Below are 22,842 nucleotides of genomic sequence, written 5' to 3' on the forward strand. Positions count from 1 at the left end.
TCTGTTGTTTACCTGGAGAGGAGAGAGAGACATGTCAGCAATTCGCAAAAAACTGATATTAGTCGGTAACGGAATGGCAGGGGTACGGGCGATTGAGCATCTGCTCAAATTAGCGCCGGAGGCTTATGACATTACAATCTTTGGTTCGGAGCCGCATCCGAATTATAACCGGATCATGTTGTCTTCTGTTCTTGCAGGCGGTGCAAGCCTTGATGAGATCGTAATCAACGACCTGGAGTGGTACCGGAGCTTCAATATTCAGCTGTATACGGGACACACCGTAACCTCCATTGATCCTGTAGAGCGCAAAGTCCATACGGATAAAGGAATTACTACAAGTTATGATGAGCTGATTCTGGCAACCGGCTCCAACCCCTTCATGCTGCCGATCCCAGGTGCCGAGAAGGAGGGCGTCATTGCCTTCCGGGATATCAAGGATACACAAATCATGCAGGAGGTATCGCAAAAATATGGCAAAGCGCTGGTGATCGGCGGCGGTCTGCTCGGACTGGAGGCGGCAAGAGGGCTGCTGCATCTGGGGATGGAGGTATCGGTAGTCCACATCCATGAATATATTATGGAGCGCCAGCTGGACGAGTCCGCCTCTGTAATGCTGCGCAAGGAACTGGAAGCCCAGGGAATGAAGTTCCTGCTGAAGAAGCAGTCCGAAGCGGTTCTTGGCAAAAAGCGGGTCAAAGGCCTTTTGTTCGCAGATGGCAGCATTGAAGACGCGGATCTGATTGTGATGGCAGTCGGCATCAAGCCGAATGTAGAGCTTGCCCGCAGCAGCGGGATTGAAGTCAACCGCGGAATTATTGTGAACGATTATATGGAGAGCAGTCTGCCCGGCATCTATGCCGTCGGGGAGTGTGCGGAACACCGGGGTATTGCCTACGGGCTTGTCGCCCCGCTATATGAACAAGGCGCTGTCCTGGCTAAAAGGCTGGCAGGTGTAACAACAGAAGGCTACGCCGGTTCGGTTACCTCTACCAAGCTGAAAGTATCCGGCGTTGATGTATTCTCGGCTGGACAATTCACCGAACAGCCCGGCACCAAGGCGCTGCGGTTCCAGGATGAGACCGATGGTGTGTATAAAAAGTTGGTCATTCACGGTGATAAACTGATTGGAGCCGTGCTGTTCGGAGATACAGGTGACGGGGCGCAGCTGTTCTCGATGATTAAGAAGGGCGAGAATATTAAGGGGAGAGAGAAAGAGCTGCTGCTTGGAATATCTGCTGATGCGCTGGCACCCAAAGGGAACCGGCTTGAAGGAATGGTGGATGATGAGATCATCTGCGGCTGCAATGGAGTCTCGAAAGGGGCGATTGCCGAGGCGATTACCTCCGGCGGCTGTACCAGTGTAGGGCAGATCAAAGCCTGCACCAAAGCATCGGCTTCCTGCGGCGGCTGCAAGCCGCTGGTGGAAGGACTGCTGCAGCTATATGCCGGCGAGGCTGCCGTAACGGTCAAAGAAGGAATCTGCGGCTGCACCACGCTCGGGCGGGATGAGATCGTCGCCGAAATCAAGCGGATGAAGCTGATGACCGTCAAGGAAGTCATGAATGTCCTGGAGTGGGGCAACGAAGAAGGGTGCGCCAAATGCCGTCCATCCCTGAACTACTATCTGGGGATGCTCTATCCTGAAGAATATATTGATGAGAATGAATCGAGATTCACCAATGAGCGCTACCATGCCAATATCCAAAAGGACGGTACGTATTCCGTGGTACCGAGAATCTACGGCGGTGTTACCTCTCCAGCTGAACTGATCAAGATTGCCCAAGTTGCGGTGAAGTTCGATGTCCCGCTGGTCAAGTTCACCGGCGGACAACGGCTCGATCTGCTTGGGGTGAAGAAGGAGGACCTGCCGAGGATGTGGGAAGAGCTGGATATGCCCTCCGGCCATGCCTACGGCAAGACACTGCGGACAGTGAAAACCTGTGTCGGCTCCACCTATTGCCGGTTCGGCACACAGGATGCCCTTGGAATGGGTATCCGGCTGGAACAGGCTTTTGAACGGCTGAACACACCGGGCAAAGTGAAGCTGGCCGTATCCGGATGTCCGCGCAACTGTGCGGAAGCGACAATTAAGGACTTCGGAGTCGTAGCCATTGACGGCGGCTGGGAGCTGCATATCGGCGGTAACGGCGGCGTTCATGTCCGGGCCACGGAACTGCTCTGCGTGGTGAAGACCGATGATGAGGTGATGGAGTGGGCCAGTGCGTTCCTGCAATATTACCGTGAGAATGCCGGGTGGAATGAACGGACTGCCCAGTGGGTGGAACGTGTCGGGCTTGACAGCATCAAGCAGGCGCTGGAGTCCCGCGAGGCACGATTGGCGCTGCAGGAGAGAATTCAGAAGACGCTTAGTCTTACCACCGATCCATGGAAGCAAATTGTGAATACACCGGAGCTGCGCAAAAATTTCGAACCGATCTCCTTGCCGGAGACAGTCTAAGGGGGCTTACAAATGACAATGACCAAGATGCTCATTGGTAACTTGAACGATATTGACATCAAGGGATCGCGTAAGTTACGGGTGGGAGATACCGAGATTGCCTTGTTCCGGTTAAGCAGCGGTGAGGTGCTGGCAGTGGAGAATAAATGCCCGCATAAAGGCGGAGTCTTATCCGAAGGAATGGTCTGCGGTTCCAAGGTGCATTGTCCGCTCCATGACTGGCGGATCGATCTCCATAGCGGTGACGTGCAGGCACCGGATACAGGGCATGTGACAACCTATGAGGTGGAGGTTGATCACACCAGCGGCAGCTTGTACCTAACGATATAATTCATCCGAGCATATAAGGGGGATTCCTAATGGACTATGTCAAACCAAGTGAAGTATTGACCTCAATGATTGAAGCCGGCAAGACCAAAGCGGAACTGGGCATTATGCAGCTGATTGTCCGCGGCAGCCTTGGGGGTGCCATACTGGCCTGTGCCACAACACTGGCCTTTACCGCCACCGCCCAGACCAAGATCCCGATGGTTGGTGCACTTCTGTTTCCTGTAGGTTTTGTGATGATCATTCTGCTTGGGCTAGAACTCGTCACCGGCAGCTTTGCCCTGGTCCCGCTGGCTGTGCTGGAGAAGCGGACAACAATAAAACGGATGCTGGGCAATTTCTTCTGGGTTATTATCGGGCATCTGATTGGATGCGCAGTATACGCAGCTCTGTATGGACTCACAATTACGAAGATGGGGACGGATATGTCGAATCCGCTGATCCAGACATTAATTTCGACCAGTGAGGCTAAGACTACAGCATACAAGAGCATGGGGGCTGAGGGGATGACCCTTGTCTTCATCAAAGCGATGCTCTGCAACTGGATGGTTACGCTGGGTGCGGTAATGGCTATGACCTCGAAGTCCACATCCGGTAAAATCTTCGCCATGTGGCTGCCGATCCTGACCTTCTTCGGGCAAGGCTTCGAGCATACGGTTGTCAACTTCTTCGTTATTCCTGCCGGAATGATGCTTGGCGCGAATGTCAGCTTCGCGGACTGGTGGATCTGGAACGGCATTCCCGTTCTGATCGGCAATTTCGCCGGAGGCCTGCTGTTCACGGGCATTCTTCTCTATCTGTCGCAAAAAAGCTTCAAACCCGGAGCCGCTTCTGAAGCCGGATTGACGCCGGGACGTGATACAGTGATCTCAGCCACAGCCGCCCTGGAGAAAAGCCTATGAAGCAGGGCAGCATATCCATTGTCGGTGCAGGCCCCGGTGATCCCGAGCTGATTACAGTCAAGGCACTGCGGCGTATTCAGAGTGCAGATGTGATTCTGTATGACCGCCTGGTGAATGAAGAGCTGCTGGGCTATGCCAAAAGCGATGTTCTGCGCATCTACTGCGGCAAAGCGCCCGGACTTCACTCGATGCCGCAGGAATCCACCCAGCAGCTGATGATCAACTATGCTGCAGGCGGATGTCACGTGGTACGCCTGAAAGGCGGAGACCCGTTTGTCTTCGGACGCGGCGGAGAGGAAGCGCTGGAAGCCGCTGCAGCGGGAATCCCATACGAAGTGATTCCCGGGATCACCTCGGCGATCGGCGCAGCCGCTTCCGCGGGAATCCCGCTGACCCATCGCGGATTGGCGGCTTCATTCGCTATCGTGACGGGCAGCCGCTGCCATGATCAGGACTCTCCGGTACGATGGGATGCACTTGCCCATAGTGTGGACACCCTTGTCATCTATATGGGAGTCAGCAAACTGGGCGAGATTTGTGATCAGCTGCTTAAGCATGGCAAAGATCCGCTGACACCTATTGCCCTGATTGAGAACGGGACAACAGTGCGCGAACGGACAGTGACCGGAACGCTCGGCAGTATCGGCAAACTGGCAGCGGCGATGAGAATCAGCAATCCGGCCATCATCATTATTGGCGAAGTGGTTAAGGTAAGAGAGGAACTGCTCAGCCTGGAAAAGACAGTGCGCTCACAGATCGGCTAGGATATAGTATATCCCTAATCAGGCGTTGATATGTCCCAAGCACAGGCTTGGGCACGTCAACGCCTGATGATATGTTATATTAATGTCATACCCAAAGTGACTGCTGTCACAGGAGTCCGGGCAAAATACACACTATACTGGACACCTGATCGAATTCGCAGGCATTTTGCCCAACAAAGGAGAGAAATATCTGATGCAAATACAACTAAACCCGCTCACCGAAGAACGGCTTGCGCAGAGCCTTGCCGGCCAGCCCGGGCAATTCAAAATGTTCTATGATACAGAGGATTGCGGCTGCAATGGCGTTCTAGTCATCCGGATTGTAAGCGGGCCTTCCCCGACGGATATCGTATTTCAAACCGAACCCTTTACCTTTCTGTGTGACCGGCAGCAGGAATCCCTATTCGATGAGATCATGCGACTGGAAGCAGAGGAAGGCTACCCAGCCTACAAACTGACAAGCGATTCTACCTTGTTCGGCAGTAATATCAGGGTGCAGGATGCACGCAACTAACAACGGTATGTAACAAAGGCCATCAACCGTGAATAACGGGAGATGGCCTTTCTTTTGAAGCAGCGCAGACTTTTAATAAGCAGTCCATCCGCCATCAGCCGTTACCACCGCTCCATTAATAAAGCTTGCTTCGTCTGAGCCGAGGAACAGGGCAAGCTGCGCGATTTCCTCCGGTTTGCCTGTGCGCGGGTTAAGAGCCAATCCCGGCTGCGTACGTCCCATACCGAATTCATTAATATGCGTCATGGTAGATCCGATATTGGTCTCCACCCCGCCCGGAGCAATCGCATTGCAGCGGATGCCCTGAGGAGCATACATGAATCCGGTATTCTTGGTGAATCCGACAACCGCATGCTTGGAGGCTGTGTAAGCTGCACCTGCCCGGGCACCAAAAAGTCCGCCTGCGGATGCTACGTTAATGATCACCCCTTGCTGTTTAGCCAAGAAGATAGGGAGTACTTTACGTGTAGCACGCATTACGGATGTAGTATTGACGGCAAAGATGCGGTTCCAGCTGTCATCCTCAATGTCACCTGCCGGTTCAAAGTTATCCATAATCCCCGCGTTGTTCACCAGGATATCTACGGTTCCGTAGGTTTTTACTGTAGTGTCGATCAGGTTCTGGATATCAGATTCATCAGCAACATTTGCTTTCACCGCGAGGGCTTCACCGCCGCCGGACTTAATCTCCCCGGCCACCGTCTCCGCAGCCTCCAAGTGAATATCCGCCACTACTACCTTAGCACCTTCTTTGGCATAGAGAGCCGCAATCGCTTTGCCCATACCGGATGCCGCGCCGGTTACTATTGCCACTTTGTTCTGAAGTCTCACATGTACGCCTCCCGCTTGAATTTATACTTTGTCTGGTCTAGTATCATTTGATCCATGGGGTTTTATGCGCCGGGTTGACGCTATACTTCGTGAAGGCTTACCATATAGGCTATATGAACGGAAAGAGGATGAAGTACATGATCATGATCGGACTGGATATCGGAACCACCTCAATTTCCGGATTGCTCTACGATTTGGAGACACGAACCGTCCTGCATACGATTACTGAGGAACAAACAAGTAAACCATCCAGCCGGAATCATGAATGGGAACGTCTGCAGGAGCCGGGGATTATTCTGCAGCAGGCTGAACGTATCCTTGGTCTCCTGCTGTCAAGGGAGCCGGAAGCAGCAGGAATCGGCCTGACCGGGCAGATGCACGGGATTCTATATATAGACCAGAGCGGCAATCCTCTGGGCCCGCTCTATACCTGGCAGGATGGGAGAGGCGGCCAGCCTTGTGTGGAGGACAGCAGTTACACTTATGCGCAGAAACTAAGCGTACTTGCCGGATATCATATAGCTCCAGGCTACGGACTGGCCACTCATTATTATAATTTGCAGCATCAGCTGGTGCCTGGGAATGCGGTCCGATTCTGCACGATTGCGGATTACATCGCGATGAGGCTGGCAAACAGCGCGGTACCTTTAATTGATGCAACACAGGCAGCCGGCATTGGTGGCTTCAGTTTACAGACGGGCGATTTTGATCAAATAGCACTCATTCAGGCCGGAATCGATGTGGCGATATTGCCGCCGGTCGTCCCTTCAGGGACTGCAATCGGTGCTACACCGCAGGGAATACCTGTGTACACCTCACTCGGGGACAATCAGGCCAGCTTCCTGGGCAGCGTGCCGCAGCCCGCCGGTTCATTGCTGCTGAACATCGGCACGGGCAGCCAGCTATCGGCCTGGCTTCCTGAATACACCCCTGCTCCTTCAGCAATGGAGGTGCGCCCTTATCCGGGCGGTGGAGTACTCATGGTAGGGGCTGCGCTTAGCGGCGGCAGATCCTATGCTCTGCTGGAAGGCTTCATCCGGCAGCTGATCACAGCTTACACAGGAGAAGCACCTGCAGATATCTATTCTCTGCTGGCTCAATTGCTTACGGAAGAGCCATCTGGTGGAAAGAACACTGGCCTAAAGGTGAATACACAGTTTCTGGGTACAAGAGCTGAGCCGGGCAATCGCGGTAGCATCGAGGGAATCACACTAGATAACTTCACACCTGCCGGACTGGCCCATGCTTTTCTCCAGGGGATGATTGATGAATTATACGGCTTCCTGAAGGATCTGGAGCAGCAGGGGGCGAAGGGGTTCACCCGCCTCATAGGTTCCGGTAATGCATTGCGGAGTAATCCTGTGCTGTGTGCCAAGGCTGAAGCAGCATTCGGAGTGCCGCTCACAGCCGGTGCGCAAACTGAAGAGGCTGCTGTAGGAGCAGCGCTCTGTGCAGCTGTCGGCAGCGGGGTGATCTCCAGTTTCAGGGAAGCTGGTGCTTTTCTTGGAGAATTTTATCATTGACAAAATATATTAATTATGCTATAATTTACATATTAATAGTTTGTGTATATAATAAGATTCTCCCGGCCGGGGGAATCTTATTTTTATATGGGAGGATACACGTTTGAAGCAGAATGAGTCCAGTTTGACTTCCAAAGTAGCAGCGTTTGGCCGAGCCTATCACAGTAAATATGACACACCCAAGATTTTCGATGATTATTTGGCCCAAGACTTGATTTCACCGCAGGAGTTTTCAGACATCCGCAAGAATATGGTGCAGGGCATCTCTTTTTTCAACACAGACATTGCAAATCAACATAAGGATGATCCGGACGCCATTCTGAAATGGATTACACATGTACAGCTGTCTCCGACACCGCTCGCGCGTGCTGCTTACTGTGAAGCCCTATTGCTGCATGAGCTAACCTTAGGACTGAAGCAGTATGTCATCCTTGGAGCCGGACTTGATACCTTTGGCTACCGTCATCCTGAATTGAAAGACCTGCTGGAGATATTTGAAGTGGACTATCCGGCTACACAGGAGTTCAAGCAGCAGAGGCTCAGTGACGCCGGGTTGGAAGTTCCGGTCAATCTTCACTTTGTACCCATGGACTTCACCAGGGAATTCTCTTCTTCCAATCTGGTTGGGCAAGGATTTGATTCACAAGCCAAGACCTTCTTCAGCCTGCTGGGTGTGTCCTATTACCTCACGAAAGAGGAGAATGCCAGACTGATTACTGAAGTATTCGCCGGTCTCCCGGCAGGTAGCTCTATCGTGCTGGATTATGCGGATGAGCGGCTTTTTGAAGAGAAGGGAGTGTCCGGCCGGGTGGAAAAGATGCTACAGATGGCTGCCGTCAGCGGTGAGCCGATGAAATCCTGTTTCGCTTATCATGAAATGGAGCAGCTGCTGGAGCAAGCAGGCCTGCTGATTTATGAGCACTTGTCCCCGGCGGAGATCAATGACAGATTCTTCAGCAACCGGAGTGATGCTTTGACCGCTTTTGAGACGATTCATTATATTCATGCGATAAAACAATAATAAATATTCGAATTACAAAGGAACCTCTCAGTCTATTATTATAGGCGGGAGGTTCTTTTCGATAAGGAATGCGGAGGAAGATGCCTCCCCGTAAATAAAAGCTTCCACAGCCGCAGCAGCAACGTTCCTGTCCGGATGGGAATTATCGATCTGTGCCACCTGCGAAGCCGGAAGCGGCCATGCCACGGTGCGGCTGCCCAGGGAAGCGCTGAACTCATCCCAGTGTGCGAACTTCCAGGCGTCCAGAGGGGACTGTCTGCCCTCAAGCCGTTCACGGAACGCTGCCGCATCTGGAAGACTGACCATGACAACTTTGACCTCGACCTCCGCCAGTGTACGTCCGATTCGCGACAGTTCACGCCCGATCCATTCCGGGTCGGCCGCCTCCTTGGTGAAGGGACCTACGACGAATATATCGCTTTGAAGGCCGATATTGTCCAGTGCAGCGTCCATTGTAATCCGGTACCCCAGGTCCCGGCATAAGCTTTTATATTCATCCGAATCCCTGTCATCGGGGTCCAGTCCATGCATAGTCATGATCGCGGTAGCTGCCGGACGCAGCAGAATATCCATATCGAATACAGAGGCCGGGCGCCGGGCTGCTATGGTTTTGGCGAGTGTTGTTTTGCCGGCCCCGCCCGGACCGAGGAAAAATACAAGTTTGTTCATTAGACGCTCTCCTTGAAATGTGCAGCATTCTCTTGCAGCTCGCGGATGAAGCGCTTGGTCGCTGCACACATGTATTTTTCTTTGCGAAACACAACGCCTATCCGGCGTGTCGGCGAAGGATTAATAATCGGAAGCACCCGTACTGAATCTTTCTGCAGATGCTCCATTAAGCTGCGGGGCAGAACCGTGCAGCCCATGCCGCTCTCCACCATATGGACAAGTGCCTCTATCGTGGTCATCTCCAGAAAAGGTTTAATTGTGAATCCTAATGATTCACTGTAGTCATTCAACAGCTGCCGGATGAAGAAGTTGTCCGGCAGGAGAACGAGGGGAAGCTCCGCAAGCTGCTTCATAGGGATGCCGTCCTGCCAGGCTTCATAAGCAGCTCGTCGATCGCATTTTTGGATTGATTTAATTCGTAGAAGATATTTTGGCTGTGATGCTTGAGTATTTTTCCCGCTTCGGTCAACGCGATCTTCTTGCCGATCCGGTCGAACAGCGGGGTGCCGACCTCATACTCCAGATTCCGGATCTGCTGGCTAAGCGAAGGCTGCGATATCCGGACCTTGTCCGTTGCGCGGGTAAAATGCATTTCTTCACACACGGCCAAGAAATACTCCAGCTGCTTCATTTCCATGAGGATTCACTTCATTCCTTTGTTTAATTTGCATTGGCTGAAACTATGATAATGATAGCCTATTCTGAATAGAAAAAGCACCTGCCATTCTCTAAAATAAGAGTTGTCAGAAACAACAAAACTTAGAAAAGAGAAATTACAAGGGCAAAAGCGGTGTTTTATCATGCGGGCTGTCCGGTATGTGTAGATGCGGAGCAGATGATTCTGAACTATCTGGACCCGGCCAAAACTGAAATTGAAGTCGTGAATTTCAGCACGGACACCTCCCGGATTGGAGAAGCTGAGCTGGCAGGAGTGAAATCCGTTCCGGCACTTGTCCTGGATGGATGGGTCTATCCTATTAATTTCGGAGCCAGCATGGAGGATGTCAAAAAGTAATCAAAGTATAATCTTTTAGATATTGAGCGATGGCGTAAAATAAGTTGTGTACCAGTATTTGGAGCCTAGTCAGGCAACAAAAAAGTAGGGTATCCTCAGGATTGCGAAACCACCAAGGAGGAACCCTACCAATGACTATTTTACCCGAAAGCTCACTGAATAATCTATTTGAAAAACTTGTTAACGATTTTGTGAAAGACCACTTGGAGTCCATCATGCGTGCAGAAATGCAGGCGTTCATGGCGAGCGAGGAAGCAGGTACACGCAATAGCCGTAACGGATACTACACCCGAAACCTGCACACGAAATACGGCAATCTAGAGGACCTGGAGGTCCCCCGCGACCGCCAAGGATTGTTTCAAACTCAGATGTTTGAGCCGTACCAGCGGCGGGACGGGTGGCTGGAGGAAGCGGTCATCCAGATGTATAAAAGCGGCATGGGGACGCGGGATGTGGCCCGGTTTATTGAAAGTATGTTTGGAAGCCATTACTCTCCAACGACCGTTAGCAACATTACGGCTACCGTCCTGGACGACATCCACCAGTGGCAGAAACGGCCGCTGAGCAAGCGCTACAGCGTGATCTACCTGGATGGGCTGTACGTGAAGCTCAAACGGGGTACGGTCCGCGTTGAGGTCGTTTATTTTGCGATGGGGATTGACGAAGAGGGACAACGTCAAATCCTCGGGTTCTACGTCGGCGGTCAAGAGAGTTCGAACGGCTGGCGTGAGGTGCTGAAAGACCTGTACGACCGTGGAGCGCAGGAGGTGTTGCTCGGTGTGTTTGACGGGCTTCCCGGGCTGGATGCGGCCTTTAAAGAGACGTACCCGCAGGCGGATGTGCAGCACTGTGTGGTGCACAAGGTGCGGGCCACGTTCCCCAAAATCCGGATCGAGCACAAAACCGATGTCCTTGAAGACCTGAAGACCGTGTATACCGCACCGGATGAGGTCGTGGCCCGGGCTAACTTTGATACGGTCAAAGCCAAGTGGAACAAGCTGTATTCGAAAGAAATGAAGTCCTGGGAGGAGCAGTTGTGCACACTCCTGACGTTCTACAAGTACCCGGAGCCCATTCGCAAAGCGATCTATACGTCGAATCCGATTGAGCGAATGAACAAGGAAATCCGCAAACGCCTGAAACCGATGAACAGTTTGACGAATATGGATGCGGCAGAGAAAATCGTGTATCTCGAAATGCTCGACTACAATGAACGTCATGGGCAGCGGGTCGTTCCTGGCTTTGGGATGGAACCCGTCAAAAAGAAGCTAAACGAGTTATTTGAAGCACGCTACCCTTCCTTGCCTACACCCGAAGAAGAATAGCGGATGAATCCAGTTTCTGGGGGTCGGGGTTCCCCCGCCCCCAGAAACACCTGCACCCCCAACCCGTAACCCGGGGAGGTACTTCTACTCTCTTACACAAACTTCTTGACGCTACCTATTGAGCTGCAAATACATCCTATTCTACAGGTATGAAGGGATGTGTTTGCGGCTTTTTGCGATTTTGTGGAGTAGGAAGTCTGCTGTTATGATAAAGTGAATAGGATAACGGGACATAGCCCGGAAGAATGGCGGGAGGCTTAACAGAATGATGAATATCAGATACATAGAGCGCAGAGATAATGCGGCTATTGAAGGGATTATCCGGGAATGTCTGATTGAATTCGGGGGCAACCGTGACGGTCTCGCCTGGGCTGATGACAGCATGCATGACCTATACACCTATTACAATAGTGCTGCGAACAGGGCTTACTGGATTGTTGAAGAAGATGGGGAGGTGCTTGGCGGCTGCGGAATTGCACCTTTTGATGAGGAGAACGGGATCTGTGAGCTGCAGAAAATGTATCTGTCATCCGCCATCCGCGGCCAAGGAGCTGCTGCAGATTTATTAGGGACGGCACTGGAATTCGCCAGGCAACATTACAGCAGATGTTATCTGGAGACGCTGCAGACCATGCAGGCCGCAGGCCGTTTCTATCTCAAACATGGTTTCGGGCTGCTGGATGCTCCGCTTGCCGGTTCAGAGCATTATGCCTGCGACGCCTGGTATATCAAAGAGTTGTCTTAGAAATTCAAACCATTGTATCCACAATCCTTCCTTGAAGATTCAGGGAGGATTATTTTCATTTTTCAAATTACGCGTCCTTGTGATAAATGACTCTGACAAAAGCTCTCCATTTTGAAATAGTGTATGTACACGATAAATACAACAGGAGGAGAATAATCTATGACAACAGCCGGAGACCCTTCTTCACCCAATATCCGCGTTTCCAGTGTCTGCAGCTGTATTAATCTGCGGAGGGCTTCCTCAGCAGTTACAGGAATATATGACGGATTTCTGTCTTCAAGCGGTTTAAATATCAGCCAGTTTTCTTTACTGAAGCATATTTACTCCCTCGGACCGGCAAGTGTCAGCGACCTGGCACTTAAGATGAGACTGGACCGGACCACTATTGTCCGCAATCTCAAGGCACTGGAACAGATTGGCTATGTGGAGGATATTTCTCCGCAGGGAAGCCGGAACCGCCTGCTGATCCTGTCGGAGAGCGGGAAAGTGAAATATATAGCTGCCGGGAACCAATGGGAGCAGGCGCAGAGTTTTTTGCAGGAGGCATTGGGCGATGAAGATATGAAAGTACTTACTACCCTTTTATCCAAAGTGGAAAAACTGATGGCCTGAGCATAATCTCGACTCTTGGTTCATCAAACTTTACGCAGTAATGACGCAACAGCAGTTGCTTATCGCCAATACGTGTATATACACGTTAACTTCCGGATAGAAAGAGTACACTCAAGAGGAGGGAAGACCATGCACCCAGACAGTACTGCAATTAATGAAAGAGCGGAAGAGGAACAGAAGCAGCTCATTATTGAAGTGATGAAAGCCTTTGTTAAGGAGAGCCCATTGAACTGGTCAGATGTACTTCAGGGACCTTATTATGATGAGCCTATCATTCAATTTGCTTCAGCTGACGATCCTTTGTTTGAGGAGTATAAAAGCATTATTGGTCCCGGCCATGCAACGCCAAAAGAGGTAATAGAGCGTTCATTCGGTTCAGGGACCTACAATGGAGGTTCGGTGATCAGCATAGTGCTGCCCATTCATGAATCCATCAGGAAGGCCAACCGCCAGCAAAAGGAAAGAGCTTCACGGGAGTGGGCCCTGCTGCGTACGTTCGGGGATGAGTATTTCTTGAAGGCGGCCCGCCTTTATCTGACAGATTATTTAAAAAAACTTGGCCGCCTTGCGGCTGCGCCGCTGGATACGGATTGGTACGGGATCTCCAGTTCAGAAACAGGCCCAATCTCCAATTGGTCAGAACGTCATGTTGCTTATGCTGCCGGGCTGGGCACCTTCAGTCTTAATGATGGATTCATTTCGGAGAAGGGAATTGCCATACGGCTGCTGTCGGTAGTAACGGATTTGCAGTTCCCGTCTAATCCAAGATCCGCGGCTACTCATACGGGAAATTGTTTGTTATGCAGCAAAGGGAACTGTGGCGTCTGCATTACCCGCTGCCCGGTGCAGGCGATCAGCACAAACGGCCATGACAAAATCGCCTGCATGAAATTTGTGTATGGCCAGGGTTCACGGGAGTGGGCGGCCCAAAGCGGCGGGGAGGCTACATCAGGAGCTGGCTGCGGATTATGCCAGACCAAGGTGCCCTGTGAGAGCAGAAATCCGATGCGAAATACTAAGTGAAGTACGAAGCACTTCCCTGGCGGAGGTGCTTTTTTGTCTATTCAGGATGTTTCGGGCTGACCCGCTGCTGCAAATCATCACGATCATTGAATCGCCTATCTTTTCCGTAGAATTAGCTATTATAGATTGCACTGCGTTAAAACTATAATGAGTGTGTATTGCAGTGAGAGGGGGCTGGGCAGAACTATCGCAAGCCGGTTGAGTAGAGGCAATATCAGTAGAGTGGCACCTGCACGTTGGAAGCAAATGATGGATTGGTAAGGATTTAATTTTTTGTAATCGCTATCATTCTAGTACTTCAGAAAATTCTATGTGCCGTTCTAACATCAGATTAAGGAGGATTATAATGCGCAACAAGTATGTCGTATGGTCGCTTGTAGTAACGCTGCTAATCTCAACTCTGTTTATGGCCGCCGGACCGCTGACACATTCATCAGCTGCCGGTGGACAGAATCTGACACTTAACAAAACCATTACTTCCAGCGGCCAATCGCAAACGTATACGCCTGACAATGTCAAGGACAGCAACCAGAGCACCTATTGGGAAAGCACAAATGATGCTTTTCCCCAGTGGATTCAGGTTGACCTGGGTGCGCTTACCAGTATTGACCAGCTTGTGCTAAAGATTCCTGCAGGCTGGGAGACACGCACGCAGACGCTGGCCGTACAAGGGAGTACGAACGGTTCCACATTTACAGATATCGTGGCTTCGGCAGCCTATGTATTTAATCCATCGGCTGCTGGCAACAGTGTCACGGTTAACTTTGCAGCAGCCAGTACGCGTTATGTGCGCCTGCTCGTAACCGCGAACACCGGATGGCCGGCAGCCCAGTTCTCTGAGCTTGAAATTTACGGCTCCAGCAGCCCAACGGCCACGCCTGCAGTCACTCCTGCTGCAACACCGGTTCCAGCCGGTACCTATGAAGCAGAATCCGCTGCACTCTCCGGCGGGGCGAAAGTGAACACAGATCATGCGGGTTACTCCGGTACGGGTTTTGTTGACGGTTATCTGACCCAAGGACCGGCAACTACCTTCACGGTGAGTGTAGCTGCAGCGGGTTCGCGGAATGTTACGCTGAAGTACGCTAACGCGAGCGGAAGCGATAAGACCCTCAGCATCTATGTGAACGGAGTCAAAATCCGCCAGTCCACCTTGCCGAATCTGGCGAACTGGGATACCTGGAGCACGAAGGCCGAGCTCCTGACGCTGAACTCCGGCAGTAATACCATCGCCTACAAATATGATGCCGGTGATACGGGTAACGTCAATCTGGATCAGATTGTAGTAGCGGCAGCAGTGACCGCCACGCCGACACCTTCACCTACAACAGCTCCTACAACGGCTCCATCACCAACACCGGTACCTACGGCTACGGTGGCACCTACTTCCACAACTACACCTGCGCCTACCGCAACCCCAGTTCCGACGGCATCGGCAACACCGACAGCCACACCGGTGCCCACACCAACGGTGTCCCCTGGAGGGAACATCGCTATTGGTAAGGCAATCAGCGCATCCTCCAGCACACAGAATTTCGTTGCCGGTAATGCCAACGATAACAATACGGCTACTTACTGGGAAGGAAGCGGTAATCCAAATTCGCTCACGCTTGATCTCGGCGCCAATCATAACATCACTTCGATTGTACTGAAGCTGAACCCGGCCACGGAATGGGGGACACGGACTCAGAATATTCAAGTACTAGGACATAATCAGAGCACGACAACCTTCAGCAATCTGGTCTCCGCTCAGGCGTATACGTTCAACCCAGCCAGCGGAAATACGGTGACCATTCCCGTTACGGCAACCGTCAAGCGTGTCCAGATCAATATTACTTCCAATTCAGGTGCCCCTGCGGGACAGATTGCCGAGTTCCAGGTCTATGGAACACCTGCACCGAACCCGGACCTGACGATTACAGGCATGTCATGGACTCCGGCTTCTCCCGTTGAAACGAATGAGATTACATTGAATGCCATCGTGAAGAATAGCGGCAGTGCCGCAGCAGCGGCCACGACAGTCAATTTCTATCTGAACAATGAGCTGGCAGGCTCGGCCCCGGTAGCAGCTCTGGCAGCGGGTGCTTCGGCAACCGTGTCATTGAATGCCGGTACCCGAACAGCCGCCACCTACCCGCTCAGTGCCAAGGTAGATGAGACTAATCAGATCATTGAACAGAATGACAGCAACAACAGCTACAGCAGTCCTTCATCACTTGTTGTTGCTCCTGTATCAAGCTCTGACCTTGTAGGTACGACATCCTGGACACCGGGCAATCCGGTAGCTGGTAATAGCGTATCCTTTGCAGTCAATCTCAAGAATCAGGGGACGATTGCTTCCGCAGGAGGTGCACATGGAATCACAGTAGTATTGAAGAATTCAGCTGGCTCCACCGTGCAGACCTTCACCGGATCCTACAGCGGAGCGATTGCTGCCGGTGCTTCTGTGAATGTCTCCATCCCGGGGACATGGAGCGCTGTCAACGGCAATTACACCGTCACCACAACAATTGCTGCAGATGCGAATGAAGTTACGACCAAGCAGGCTAATAATGTGAATACCGTTAATCTGGTTGTTTATGCCCTGCGCGGAGCAAGCGTGCCCTATGCCCGCTATGATACGCAGGATGCGACCCGTGGCGGAGCTGCTGCACTGAAATCTGCTCCAAACTTCGATCAGACGCTGATTGCTTCAGAAGCATCGGGCCAGAGTTACGTAACACTTCCTTCGAATGGCTCTTATGCCCAGTGGACCGTCCGTTCAGGTCAAGGCGGCGCCGGGGTCACGATGAGATTCACCATGCCGGATTCGGCAGATGGTATGGGTCTTACCGGAGCGCTGGATGTATACGTAAACGGCACCAAAGCCAAAACCATCCCGCTTACTTCCTATTACTCCTGGCAATATTTCTCCGGCGACCAGCCTGGTGATGCACCAAGTGCCGGACGTCCGCTGTTCCGCTTCGACGAAGTACACTGGAAGATGGATACACCGCTCCAGCCCGGCGATACGATCCGTATTCAGAAGAATAACGGGGACAGTCTGGAATACGGTGTAGACTTCCTGGAAATCGAGCCAGTACCGGCGGCAATCGCCCGTCCGGCCAACTCGGTATCGGTAACCGATTACGGTGCAGTTGCGGGTGATGGACAGGATGATCTTGCAGCCTTCAACAGTGCAGTAACAGCAGCAGTCACAGGCGGCAAATCGCTCTATATTCCAGCCGGAACCTTCAATCTAAGCAGCATGTGGGTGATTGGCTCTGTCAGCAATATGATCAATAACTTTACGGTTACTGGTGCTGGTTACTGGCATACCAACCTGCAGTTCACCAATCCTAATGCTGCGGGCGGCGGGATCTCGCTCCGCATCCTGGGTAAGCTTGATTTCAGCAATGTCTATATGAACTCGAACCTGAGATCGCGTTACAACCAGAATGCCATCTACAAAGGCTTCATGGATAACTTCGGCAATAACTCTATTATCCATGATGTCTGGGTAGAGCATTTTGAATGCGGCATGTGGGTGGGGGATTATGCACGGACCCCGGCAATCTTCGCGAACAATCTGCTTGTGGAGAACAGCCGTATCCGCAACAACCTGGCTGACGGTATTAACTACTCCCAAGGTACCAGCAACTCGACCGTCCGCAACACCAATGTGCGCAATAACGGAGACGATGGTCTGGCCGTGTGGCCGAGCAACACTTTCGGTGCTCCGGATGGGGTGAATAATACCTTCTCATACAACACCATTGAGAATAACTGGCGTGCAGGCGGGATTGCCTTCTTCGGAGGCAGCGGCCATAAGGCGGATCATAACTACATTATCGACACGGTAGGCGGTTCCGGCATCCGACTGAACACGACCTTCCCGGGTGCGCATTTCAACAATAACACGGGCATTCTTTTCTCGGATACCACGATTATCAACAGCGGCACCAGCCGTGACTTGTATGACGGGGAACGCGGCGCGATTGACCTCGAAGCTTCGAGTGACCCGATCAAGAACGTAACGTTCACTAACATCGATATCATCAACACCCAGCGCGATGCGATCCAGTTCGGATACGGAGGCGGATTCTCCAATATCGTATTCAACAACATCAACATTAACGGCACAGGGCTCGATGGAGTAACGACCTCACGCTTCTCCGGCGCCCATAAGGGAGCTGCGATCTACACGTATACCGGCAACGGCTCGGCTACATTCAACAACCTGACTACCAGCAATATTGCTTATCCAAGCCTGTATTATATTCAGACCGGATTTGGGCTGCTGATACAGTAGACAGGGATAGTAAGGGGAGGGGCTCAAGCGGGCTCCTCTTTTTTGTATAGGAATTATACAATGAAAAAAATGTGCATTACACCGTATGGAAAATAAAAGGGAATGAAAGTGAAGAATCAGGCAGGAGACATAGAGATAAACGGTCATAACCTTTCTGAGGGGCTCGACAGAAGCATCGTGGAAACGGTGAATAAATCAAGTAGCCAAAATCATTCAAAATTATTACCGGAAAAATAAAAACAAGAACTACGAAAGTCGGCGTCATTATAGTGATTTATACGATTGACCGTGATGTGAATTCAACCCGCATATCCATAGTTCATTATGGAGGGGCCCTTGACCGGGACAAGGAGTGGAAGAAAGTAGAGTACATCTCGTACGATTACTTGCGGAAATTGTGCCAGAAGTTGCTTATGGATTTTATGCCGACGTGGTCTCCAAAGTAAGATCGGGTAAAGACACTTGAGTATGAGCATTAATGACTGCTGGCTCGAACGTATTACACACGTTAGAGTGATTTTAATCTCTTAGGAATTATGAGATAAACCGATCTTTTGATGAAAGACTAATTGATAATGATGACTTCAACATATAAGTGCCCATTTTCACATAATCCGCATAGAATGATGCATTAATTCTAAATAAAGGAGTGTAGGCTAATGAGTGGAATCTTAAATGTAACTATTAATGATCGAAATCAAGCGGACCCCATTGCAGGGGCAAAAGTTTTTATTACTGAACATGGATCGCGAGATAAGGTAATAAAGGAACTCGAAACTAATAATTCAGGACAAATCAATGACATTGAACTTGAATCAAGAAACGGTGGGTATTCGAATCTTCCTTACAAAAAATATGATCTAATTGTTCAAGTTCCCCCAATACAAGGAAGATATAATGAGCAACAAGAGTACATCAAATCTGGAGTTCAAGTATGGAATGATCGAATTACAGTTAATCAAGATGAATTACTCCAAATAAGACAATTAGAACTAGCGCGAGCAGGATATAGAAACAATGTCATTGAGATAGAAGAAAATAGTATTGTTCAACAAGAACCCACAAAATTAATTCAAAATCCTCTAAATATTCCAGACCCAAAACCATTAATAATAGAGTTGCCTTCTGAACCCGGGACATTATATGCTTTTCCCCCAACAATTTCAGTACCAAGATATCCGTATATACCTTCCGAGATTGATATTTATTTAGGAGCCGCTAATCCTTATGAAGCGGCTAAGCCTATTAATAAATCTAAGATTATTACCGAGGACTTTAGAAAATACTTAAGGATGGTTTCAGCCCAGGAATTTGGTGGAATAGCAAATCTAACAGAGCAAGCAGGAATAGCACTCTTTTTATTGTCAAATTCCTTCGCGTTGAATCGAGTTTACACAGAGTTATATCGTAATGTTGGTTATCAATTTAACATTACAAACAATATAAATATAGATCAACACTACCCTAAAGGTGGGATTACATTTCAGCATACAGATTTAATTGTTGAAAAATACTTCAATAAATATATAAAGATCAAAGAAAAAAACCAGCCACTATTAACGCAATATTGTGCTGGTAAAACTGATAAATGTAGCAATGGGGGGATTCCTCAAATCGGCTTAAATAATAGATCTCTGAACAATCGCGAGCTTACACATCAGGATTTATTGAAGTATTACTTAGACAAATTAAAAATTGAATTTGAAATAGTGACAGCAGACGTTGTGGAAGGCAATCCGAAATCCTACCCTGGATCTCCACTATTGCTTGGTTCTAATGGTGGTGATGTATTTTCTATACAAGAATTTTTAAAGCTTTTTAGAGAAAAGAATAAGTCATTTCCTCCAGTAGATGTAAATGGTGTGTTTGATGAAAAAACACAAAAGGCAGTACTTAAATTTCAAGAAATATACGAGAAAGGAAAGAAGAATAAAGGGGTTGTTGATGAAGCTACATGGTACAAAATGTCAGATGTGTATGTTAAAACCTTTAAACTTGCTGAACCACCGAGCCGCCTAATGCAAGCATACATGTTTTAGATGTTGATGAGCGCTATAAAGCGCTCATTTTTTATTTACATAGGATATAATTCAAGATCTTCGATAAATTACGACAGCGTAATATCTGCCCTCCATGCTATCCTATTACTAATACATAATGGCTTTACAAAGGGGAAACGTTGATGAAAAGGTTGCTTCATATCATTTTGGCAGTAGGTTTAATGATGAGTGTAACGCTCACGGGAGGGACGGGCAGTTCATCTGCTGCACAAACTAATAAGGTATTGCGTATTGGTCTGGGAAGTCTTCCAGAGGTACTGGACCCGGCGTCATCGGCAGATAAAAGTACAAATACGGCTGTCAAAGGGTTGTTTGAAGGTCTGGTCCGTTTGAACGAGGCCGGTATTGCTGTGCCTGGAACGGCTAAATCCTGGACCCTCTCCAGTGATGGCAGAACGTATACATTTACACTACGTGCTGATGCGAAATGGAGCAATGGGCAGCAGGTGCTGGCCTCGGACTTCGAGTATGCCTGGAAGCGGGCGCTCGCTCCGGAAACAGATAATCTTTTCGCGTTTAATATGTACGTCATTATTAATGCTGAGAAATATCATCAGGGAATCCTGAAGGATGCTTCTTCTCTCGGTGTTAAAGCATTGAGCAGCAACACACTTCAAGTGACCTTGAAGGAGAAAACCTCCTATTTCATTCAGTTGCTTGCGGAAAGTACTTATCTGCCGGTTTACGCTAAGACCGCAAAGGGCAACAGCAAATGGGCAACAGACATCAAATCAATGATAACTAATGGTCCATTTAAGCTAAAAGCATGGACGGATAATGAAATTTCCTTAGTTAAAAACCCTGATTATTATGCAGCCAAGGATATTAAACTGTCAGAGGTGCGTCTGCTGCTGCCGGAGAATCCGACAATCGCTTACATGAATAAAGAGGTCGACTGGGTTGGAGGCGGAGGAGAGGAATCGGTAGTTTATGCTTCATTAGATAGCGCAACCGAAAGGTCTTTAGATGAGGCACCTTATGCTTCAACCTATTTTTATCAATTCAATCTGAGTAAGGCTCCTTTTAACAACTTGAAGATCCGCAAAGCATTGGCGATGGCGATTGACCGTGAAAGTCTGCGTTACGGCAATCCGGCGTATGGATTTGTGCCGCCAAGTATTCACGGAGCGAAGCTGAATTTTCGCTCAGAGATGTCCGGCCGGGCATATTTTAGAGAGGATGCTGCGGCGGCCAGGGTATTGCTGAAGGAAGGATTGAGAGAATCGGGACTTGCCAAACTGCCGGTATTTACAATTATTGTGAATGATGGCAGTAATCATGGCGCTATCGCCAAAAAAGTCATTGATGGCTGGCATAAGAATTTAGGAATTGATGTAAATATAGAAATTCAAAGCTTCCCGGAGCTAGTGAAAAACCGCGAGAATCAGAATTATACCATGGCAAGAGCGGGCTGGACCGCTGACTTCAATGATCCGGCTTCGATGATGGAGCTATTCAGTTCACAAAGCGTCTCTAATGATGCAGGGTGGAGCAATACAGTGTATGATCGTTATATGCACCAAGCCCAGCAGACAACAGACACTGGAAAACGTATGGAAATTTACGCCAAAGCAGAAAAGCTGCTTATCGAGCAAATGGCGGTTATCCCGCTATTCTATTGTGTCACTGATCTTTTGAGTAATCCCAATATCCAAAATGTATACGTCGACTACGACGGGTCTATAGCTTTTACAAGAGGGTTTTGGATGTGAATCTATACAGGAGCTCGGTATCTTACCGCAGCTCCTTTTTTGCACCTGAACGCATCGGCAAGACAAGGTATGAATAGAAGTGGTAAAATTTACTCAACTGATTTCACAGGAGGCAAATGATGATGCGGATTGAACCCAGAGAGCTCAGCTACAAAGCATTCCCTGCATCGGAAGCGACAGCGGCGGGGATGAAAGTAATGTCTATGAATCCTGACGCGGTCTATTGCACGGTGCTGCACAATCATACCTATTGCGAGAGGGACGGTCGGCCCCTGCATATGCATCTGATATTACCCTCCCAGCATGAACGTCCGGATGCTACCTGGCCGCTGCTGGTGTTCGTGCAAGGTTCGGCATGGAGACAGCAGCATCTGGATGCGAATCTCGCACCGCTGTCCTGGATATCCAGACAAGGCTATGCTGTTGCAATCGTGGAATACCGCCCGTCAGACCTGGCGCCGTTCCCCGCGCAGATCCAGGATGCCAAGACAGCTATACGGTATCTGCGGAAGAATGCCGGGCAGTTTAGAATTGATCCAGAGCAAATCGTAATTTGGGGAGACTCCTCCGGCGGTCATACGGCAGTGATGACGGGGATAACTCCGCATGACAAGACGCTCGATACGGATGTGTACGACGGATTATCCTGCGAAGTGAAGGGAATCATCGACTACTACGGTCCTGCAGATATTACCCGGATGAATGAGGCGCACTCAACGATGGACCATGCCGGAGCAGATTCTCCCGAAGGCCTGCTGATCGGAGGTCTGAATGTCCTGGAGAATCCGGTGCAGGCGGAACCAACCATTATTATGAATCATATTTCGCAGGAAGTGGACATTCCACCTATACTGATTATCCATGGCAATAAGGATCGCCTGGTTCCTTTTGAGCAAAGTGTGCTGCTGTACAACGACCTGAAACAAAAGGGCAAGGATATTGAGTTCTTCAAAATAGAGGGAGCCGATCATGGCGGCCCGGACTTCTGGTCTGATGATGTGCTCGGTATTGTTCATGCTTTTATTACAAGACTATACGGGGCGGTCTAGA

At 49.9% G+C, this 22,842-nt stretch carries 18 protein-coding genes and 1 pseudogene; 16 read left to right on the forward strand and 3 right to left on the reverse strand.

The features are described 5' to 3' along the window. Positions 1-31: 31 nt before the first annotated feature. The 5 genes from nirB (at position 32) to NSU01_RS16770 (ending at position 4,965) form a co-directional block, all read left to right on the forward strand. Positions 32-2,458 carry a nitrite reductase large subunit NirB gene (gene nirB, locus NSU01_RS16750; protein WP_076248294.1) on the forward strand — a complete coding sequence of 809 codons (2,427 nt, stop codon included), beginning with the start codon at positions 32-34 and terminating at the stop codon, positions 2,456-2,458. A gap of 18 nt (positions 2,459-2,476) precedes the next feature. Then, complete coding sequence (nirD, locus tag NSU01_RS16755; protein ID WP_042141172.1) at positions 2,477-2,788, forward strand: nitrite reductase small subunit NirD; 312 nt, start codon at positions 2,477-2,479, stop codon at positions 2,786-2,788. 29 nt (positions 2,789-2,817) lie between these two features. Then, positions 2,818-3,687 carry a formate/nitrite transporter family protein gene (locus NSU01_RS16760; protein ID WP_076248293.1) on the forward strand — a complete coding sequence of 290 codons (870 nt, stop codon included), beginning with the start codon at positions 2,818-2,820 and terminating at the stop codon, positions 3,685-3,687. Beyond that, positions 3,684-4,451, forward strand: a complete 768-nt coding sequence (gene cobA, locus NSU01_RS16765; protein ID WP_042137158.1) for a uroporphyrinogen-III C-methyltransferase — start codon at positions 3,684-3,686, stop codon at positions 4,449-4,451. Before NSU01_RS16760 ends, cobA begins: the two co-directional genes overlap by 4 nt. A 193-nt stretch (positions 4,452-4,644) precedes the next feature. Beyond that, positions 4,645-4,965 carry an iron-sulfur cluster biosynthesis family protein gene (locus NSU01_RS16770; RefSeq protein WP_042137160.1) on the forward strand — a complete coding sequence of 107 codons (321 nt, stop codon included), beginning with the start codon at positions 4,645-4,647 and terminating at the stop codon, positions 4,963-4,965. A 72-nt stretch (positions 4,966-5,037) separates the two neighbouring features. Here the strand turns inward: NSU01_RS16770 and NSU01_RS16775 are convergent, their stop codons facing one another. Further along, positions 5,038-5,796 carry an SDR family oxidoreductase gene (locus NSU01_RS16775; RefSeq protein WP_039291601.1) on the reverse strand — a complete coding sequence of 253 codons (759 nt, stop codon included), beginning with the start codon at positions 5,794-5,796 and terminating at the stop codon, positions 5,038-5,040. Between the two features lie 137 nt (positions 5,797-5,933). On the opposite strand from NSU01_RS16775, the gene NSU01_RS16780 reads away from it, so the two are divergent. Both NSU01_RS16780 and NSU01_RS16785 read left to right on the forward strand, forming a co-directional pair. Next, positions 5,934-7,319, forward strand: coding sequence for an FGGY family carbohydrate kinase (locus NSU01_RS16780; protein WP_042137162.1), 1,386 nt, complete (start codon positions 5,934-5,936; stop codon positions 7,317-7,319). Positions 7,320-7,422: 103 nt separating this feature from the next. Then, positions 7,423-8,340: a class I SAM-dependent methyltransferase gene (locus NSU01_RS16785; RefSeq protein ID WP_042137164.1), complete on the forward strand. Its 918-nt coding sequence runs from the start codon at positions 7,423-7,425 to the stop codon at positions 8,338-8,340. A 27-nt stretch (positions 8,341-8,367) separates the two neighbouring features. Here the strand turns inward: NSU01_RS16785 and NSU01_RS16790 are convergent, their stop codons facing one another. Together NSU01_RS16790 and NSU01_RS16795 are read right to left on the reverse strand one after the other, a co-directional pair. Next, entirely contained in the window at positions 8,368-9,009 is a 642-nt protein-coding gene (locus tag NSU01_RS16790; RefSeq protein WP_042137166.1) for an AAA family ATPase, read from the reverse strand. Next, a pseudogene (locus NSU01_RS16795) lies at positions 9,009-9,646 on the reverse strand (LysR family transcriptional regulator). The gene NSU01_RS16790 and the pseudogene NSU01_RS16795 overlap by 1 nt, the downstream one beginning before the upstream one ends. A 153-nt stretch (positions 9,647-9,799) precedes the next feature. On the opposite strand from NSU01_RS16795, the gene NSU01_RS16800 reads away from it, so the two are divergent. The 9 genes from NSU01_RS16800 to NSU01_RS16840 all read left to right on the forward strand — a co-directional run bounded on the left by NSU01_RS16800 (position 9,800) and on the right by NSU01_RS16840 (position 22,841). Further along, positions 9,800-10,024, forward strand: coding sequence for a thioredoxin family protein (locus NSU01_RS16800; protein WP_256704038.1), 225 nt, complete (start codon positions 9,800-9,802; stop codon positions 10,022-10,024). Positions 10,025-10,155: 131 nt separating this feature from the next. Next, positions 10,156-11,349 (forward strand): IS256 family transposase, encoded by a 1,194-nt coding sequence (locus tag NSU01_RS16805; RefSeq protein WP_076245939.1) that lies wholly within the window; start codon positions 10,156-10,158, stop codon positions 11,347-11,349. A 265-nt stretch (positions 11,350-11,614) separates the two neighbouring features. Beyond that, positions 11,615-12,094: a GNAT family N-acetyltransferase gene (locus NSU01_RS16810; RefSeq protein WP_231575379.1), complete on the forward strand. Its 480-nt coding sequence runs from the start codon at positions 11,615-11,617 to the stop codon at positions 12,092-12,094. Between the two features lie 159 nt (positions 12,095-12,253). Then, a complete protein-coding gene (locus NSU01_RS16815; protein WP_042137172.1) occupies positions 12,254-12,706 on the forward strand; it encodes a MarR family winged helix-turn-helix transcriptional regulator in 453 nt (150 codons plus the stop codon). Positions 12,707-12,835: 129 nt separating this feature from the next. After that, complete coding sequence (locus tag NSU01_RS16820; protein ID WP_081969994.1) at positions 12,836-13,729, forward strand: (Fe-S)-binding protein; 894 nt, start codon at positions 12,836-12,838, stop codon at positions 13,727-13,729. A 346-nt stretch (positions 13,730-14,075) separates the two neighbouring features. Beyond that, positions 14,076-18,020 carry a discoidin domain-containing protein gene (locus NSU01_RS16825; RefSeq protein WP_042137174.1) on the forward strand — a complete coding sequence of 1,315 codons (3,945 nt, stop codon included), beginning with the start codon at positions 14,076-14,078 and terminating at the stop codon, positions 18,018-18,020. 659 nt (positions 18,021-18,679) lie between these two features. Then, a complete protein-coding gene (locus NSU01_RS16830; RefSeq protein WP_042137176.1) occupies positions 18,680-20,059 on the forward strand; it encodes a peptidoglycan-binding domain-containing protein in 1,380 nt (459 codons plus the stop codon). Positions 20,060-20,202: 143 nt separating this feature from the next. Then, entirely contained in the window at positions 20,203-21,792 is a 1,590-nt protein-coding gene (locus NSU01_RS16835) for a peptide ABC transporter substrate-binding protein (protein ID WP_076245941.1), read from the forward strand. 116 nt (positions 21,793-21,908) lie between these two features. Then, positions 21,909-22,841 (forward strand): alpha/beta hydrolase, encoded by a 933-nt coding sequence (locus NSU01_RS16840; RefSeq protein ID WP_076245943.1) that lies wholly within the window; start codon positions 21,909-21,911, stop codon positions 22,839-22,841. Position 22,842 lies beyond the last annotated feature (1 nt).

It is taken from the genome of Paenibacillus sp. FSL H8-0259, assembly GCF_037963255.1.
Taxonomy (GTDB): Bacteria; Bacillota; Bacilli; order Paenibacillales; family Paenibacillaceae; genus Paenibacillus_AQ; species Paenibacillus_AQ phytohabitans.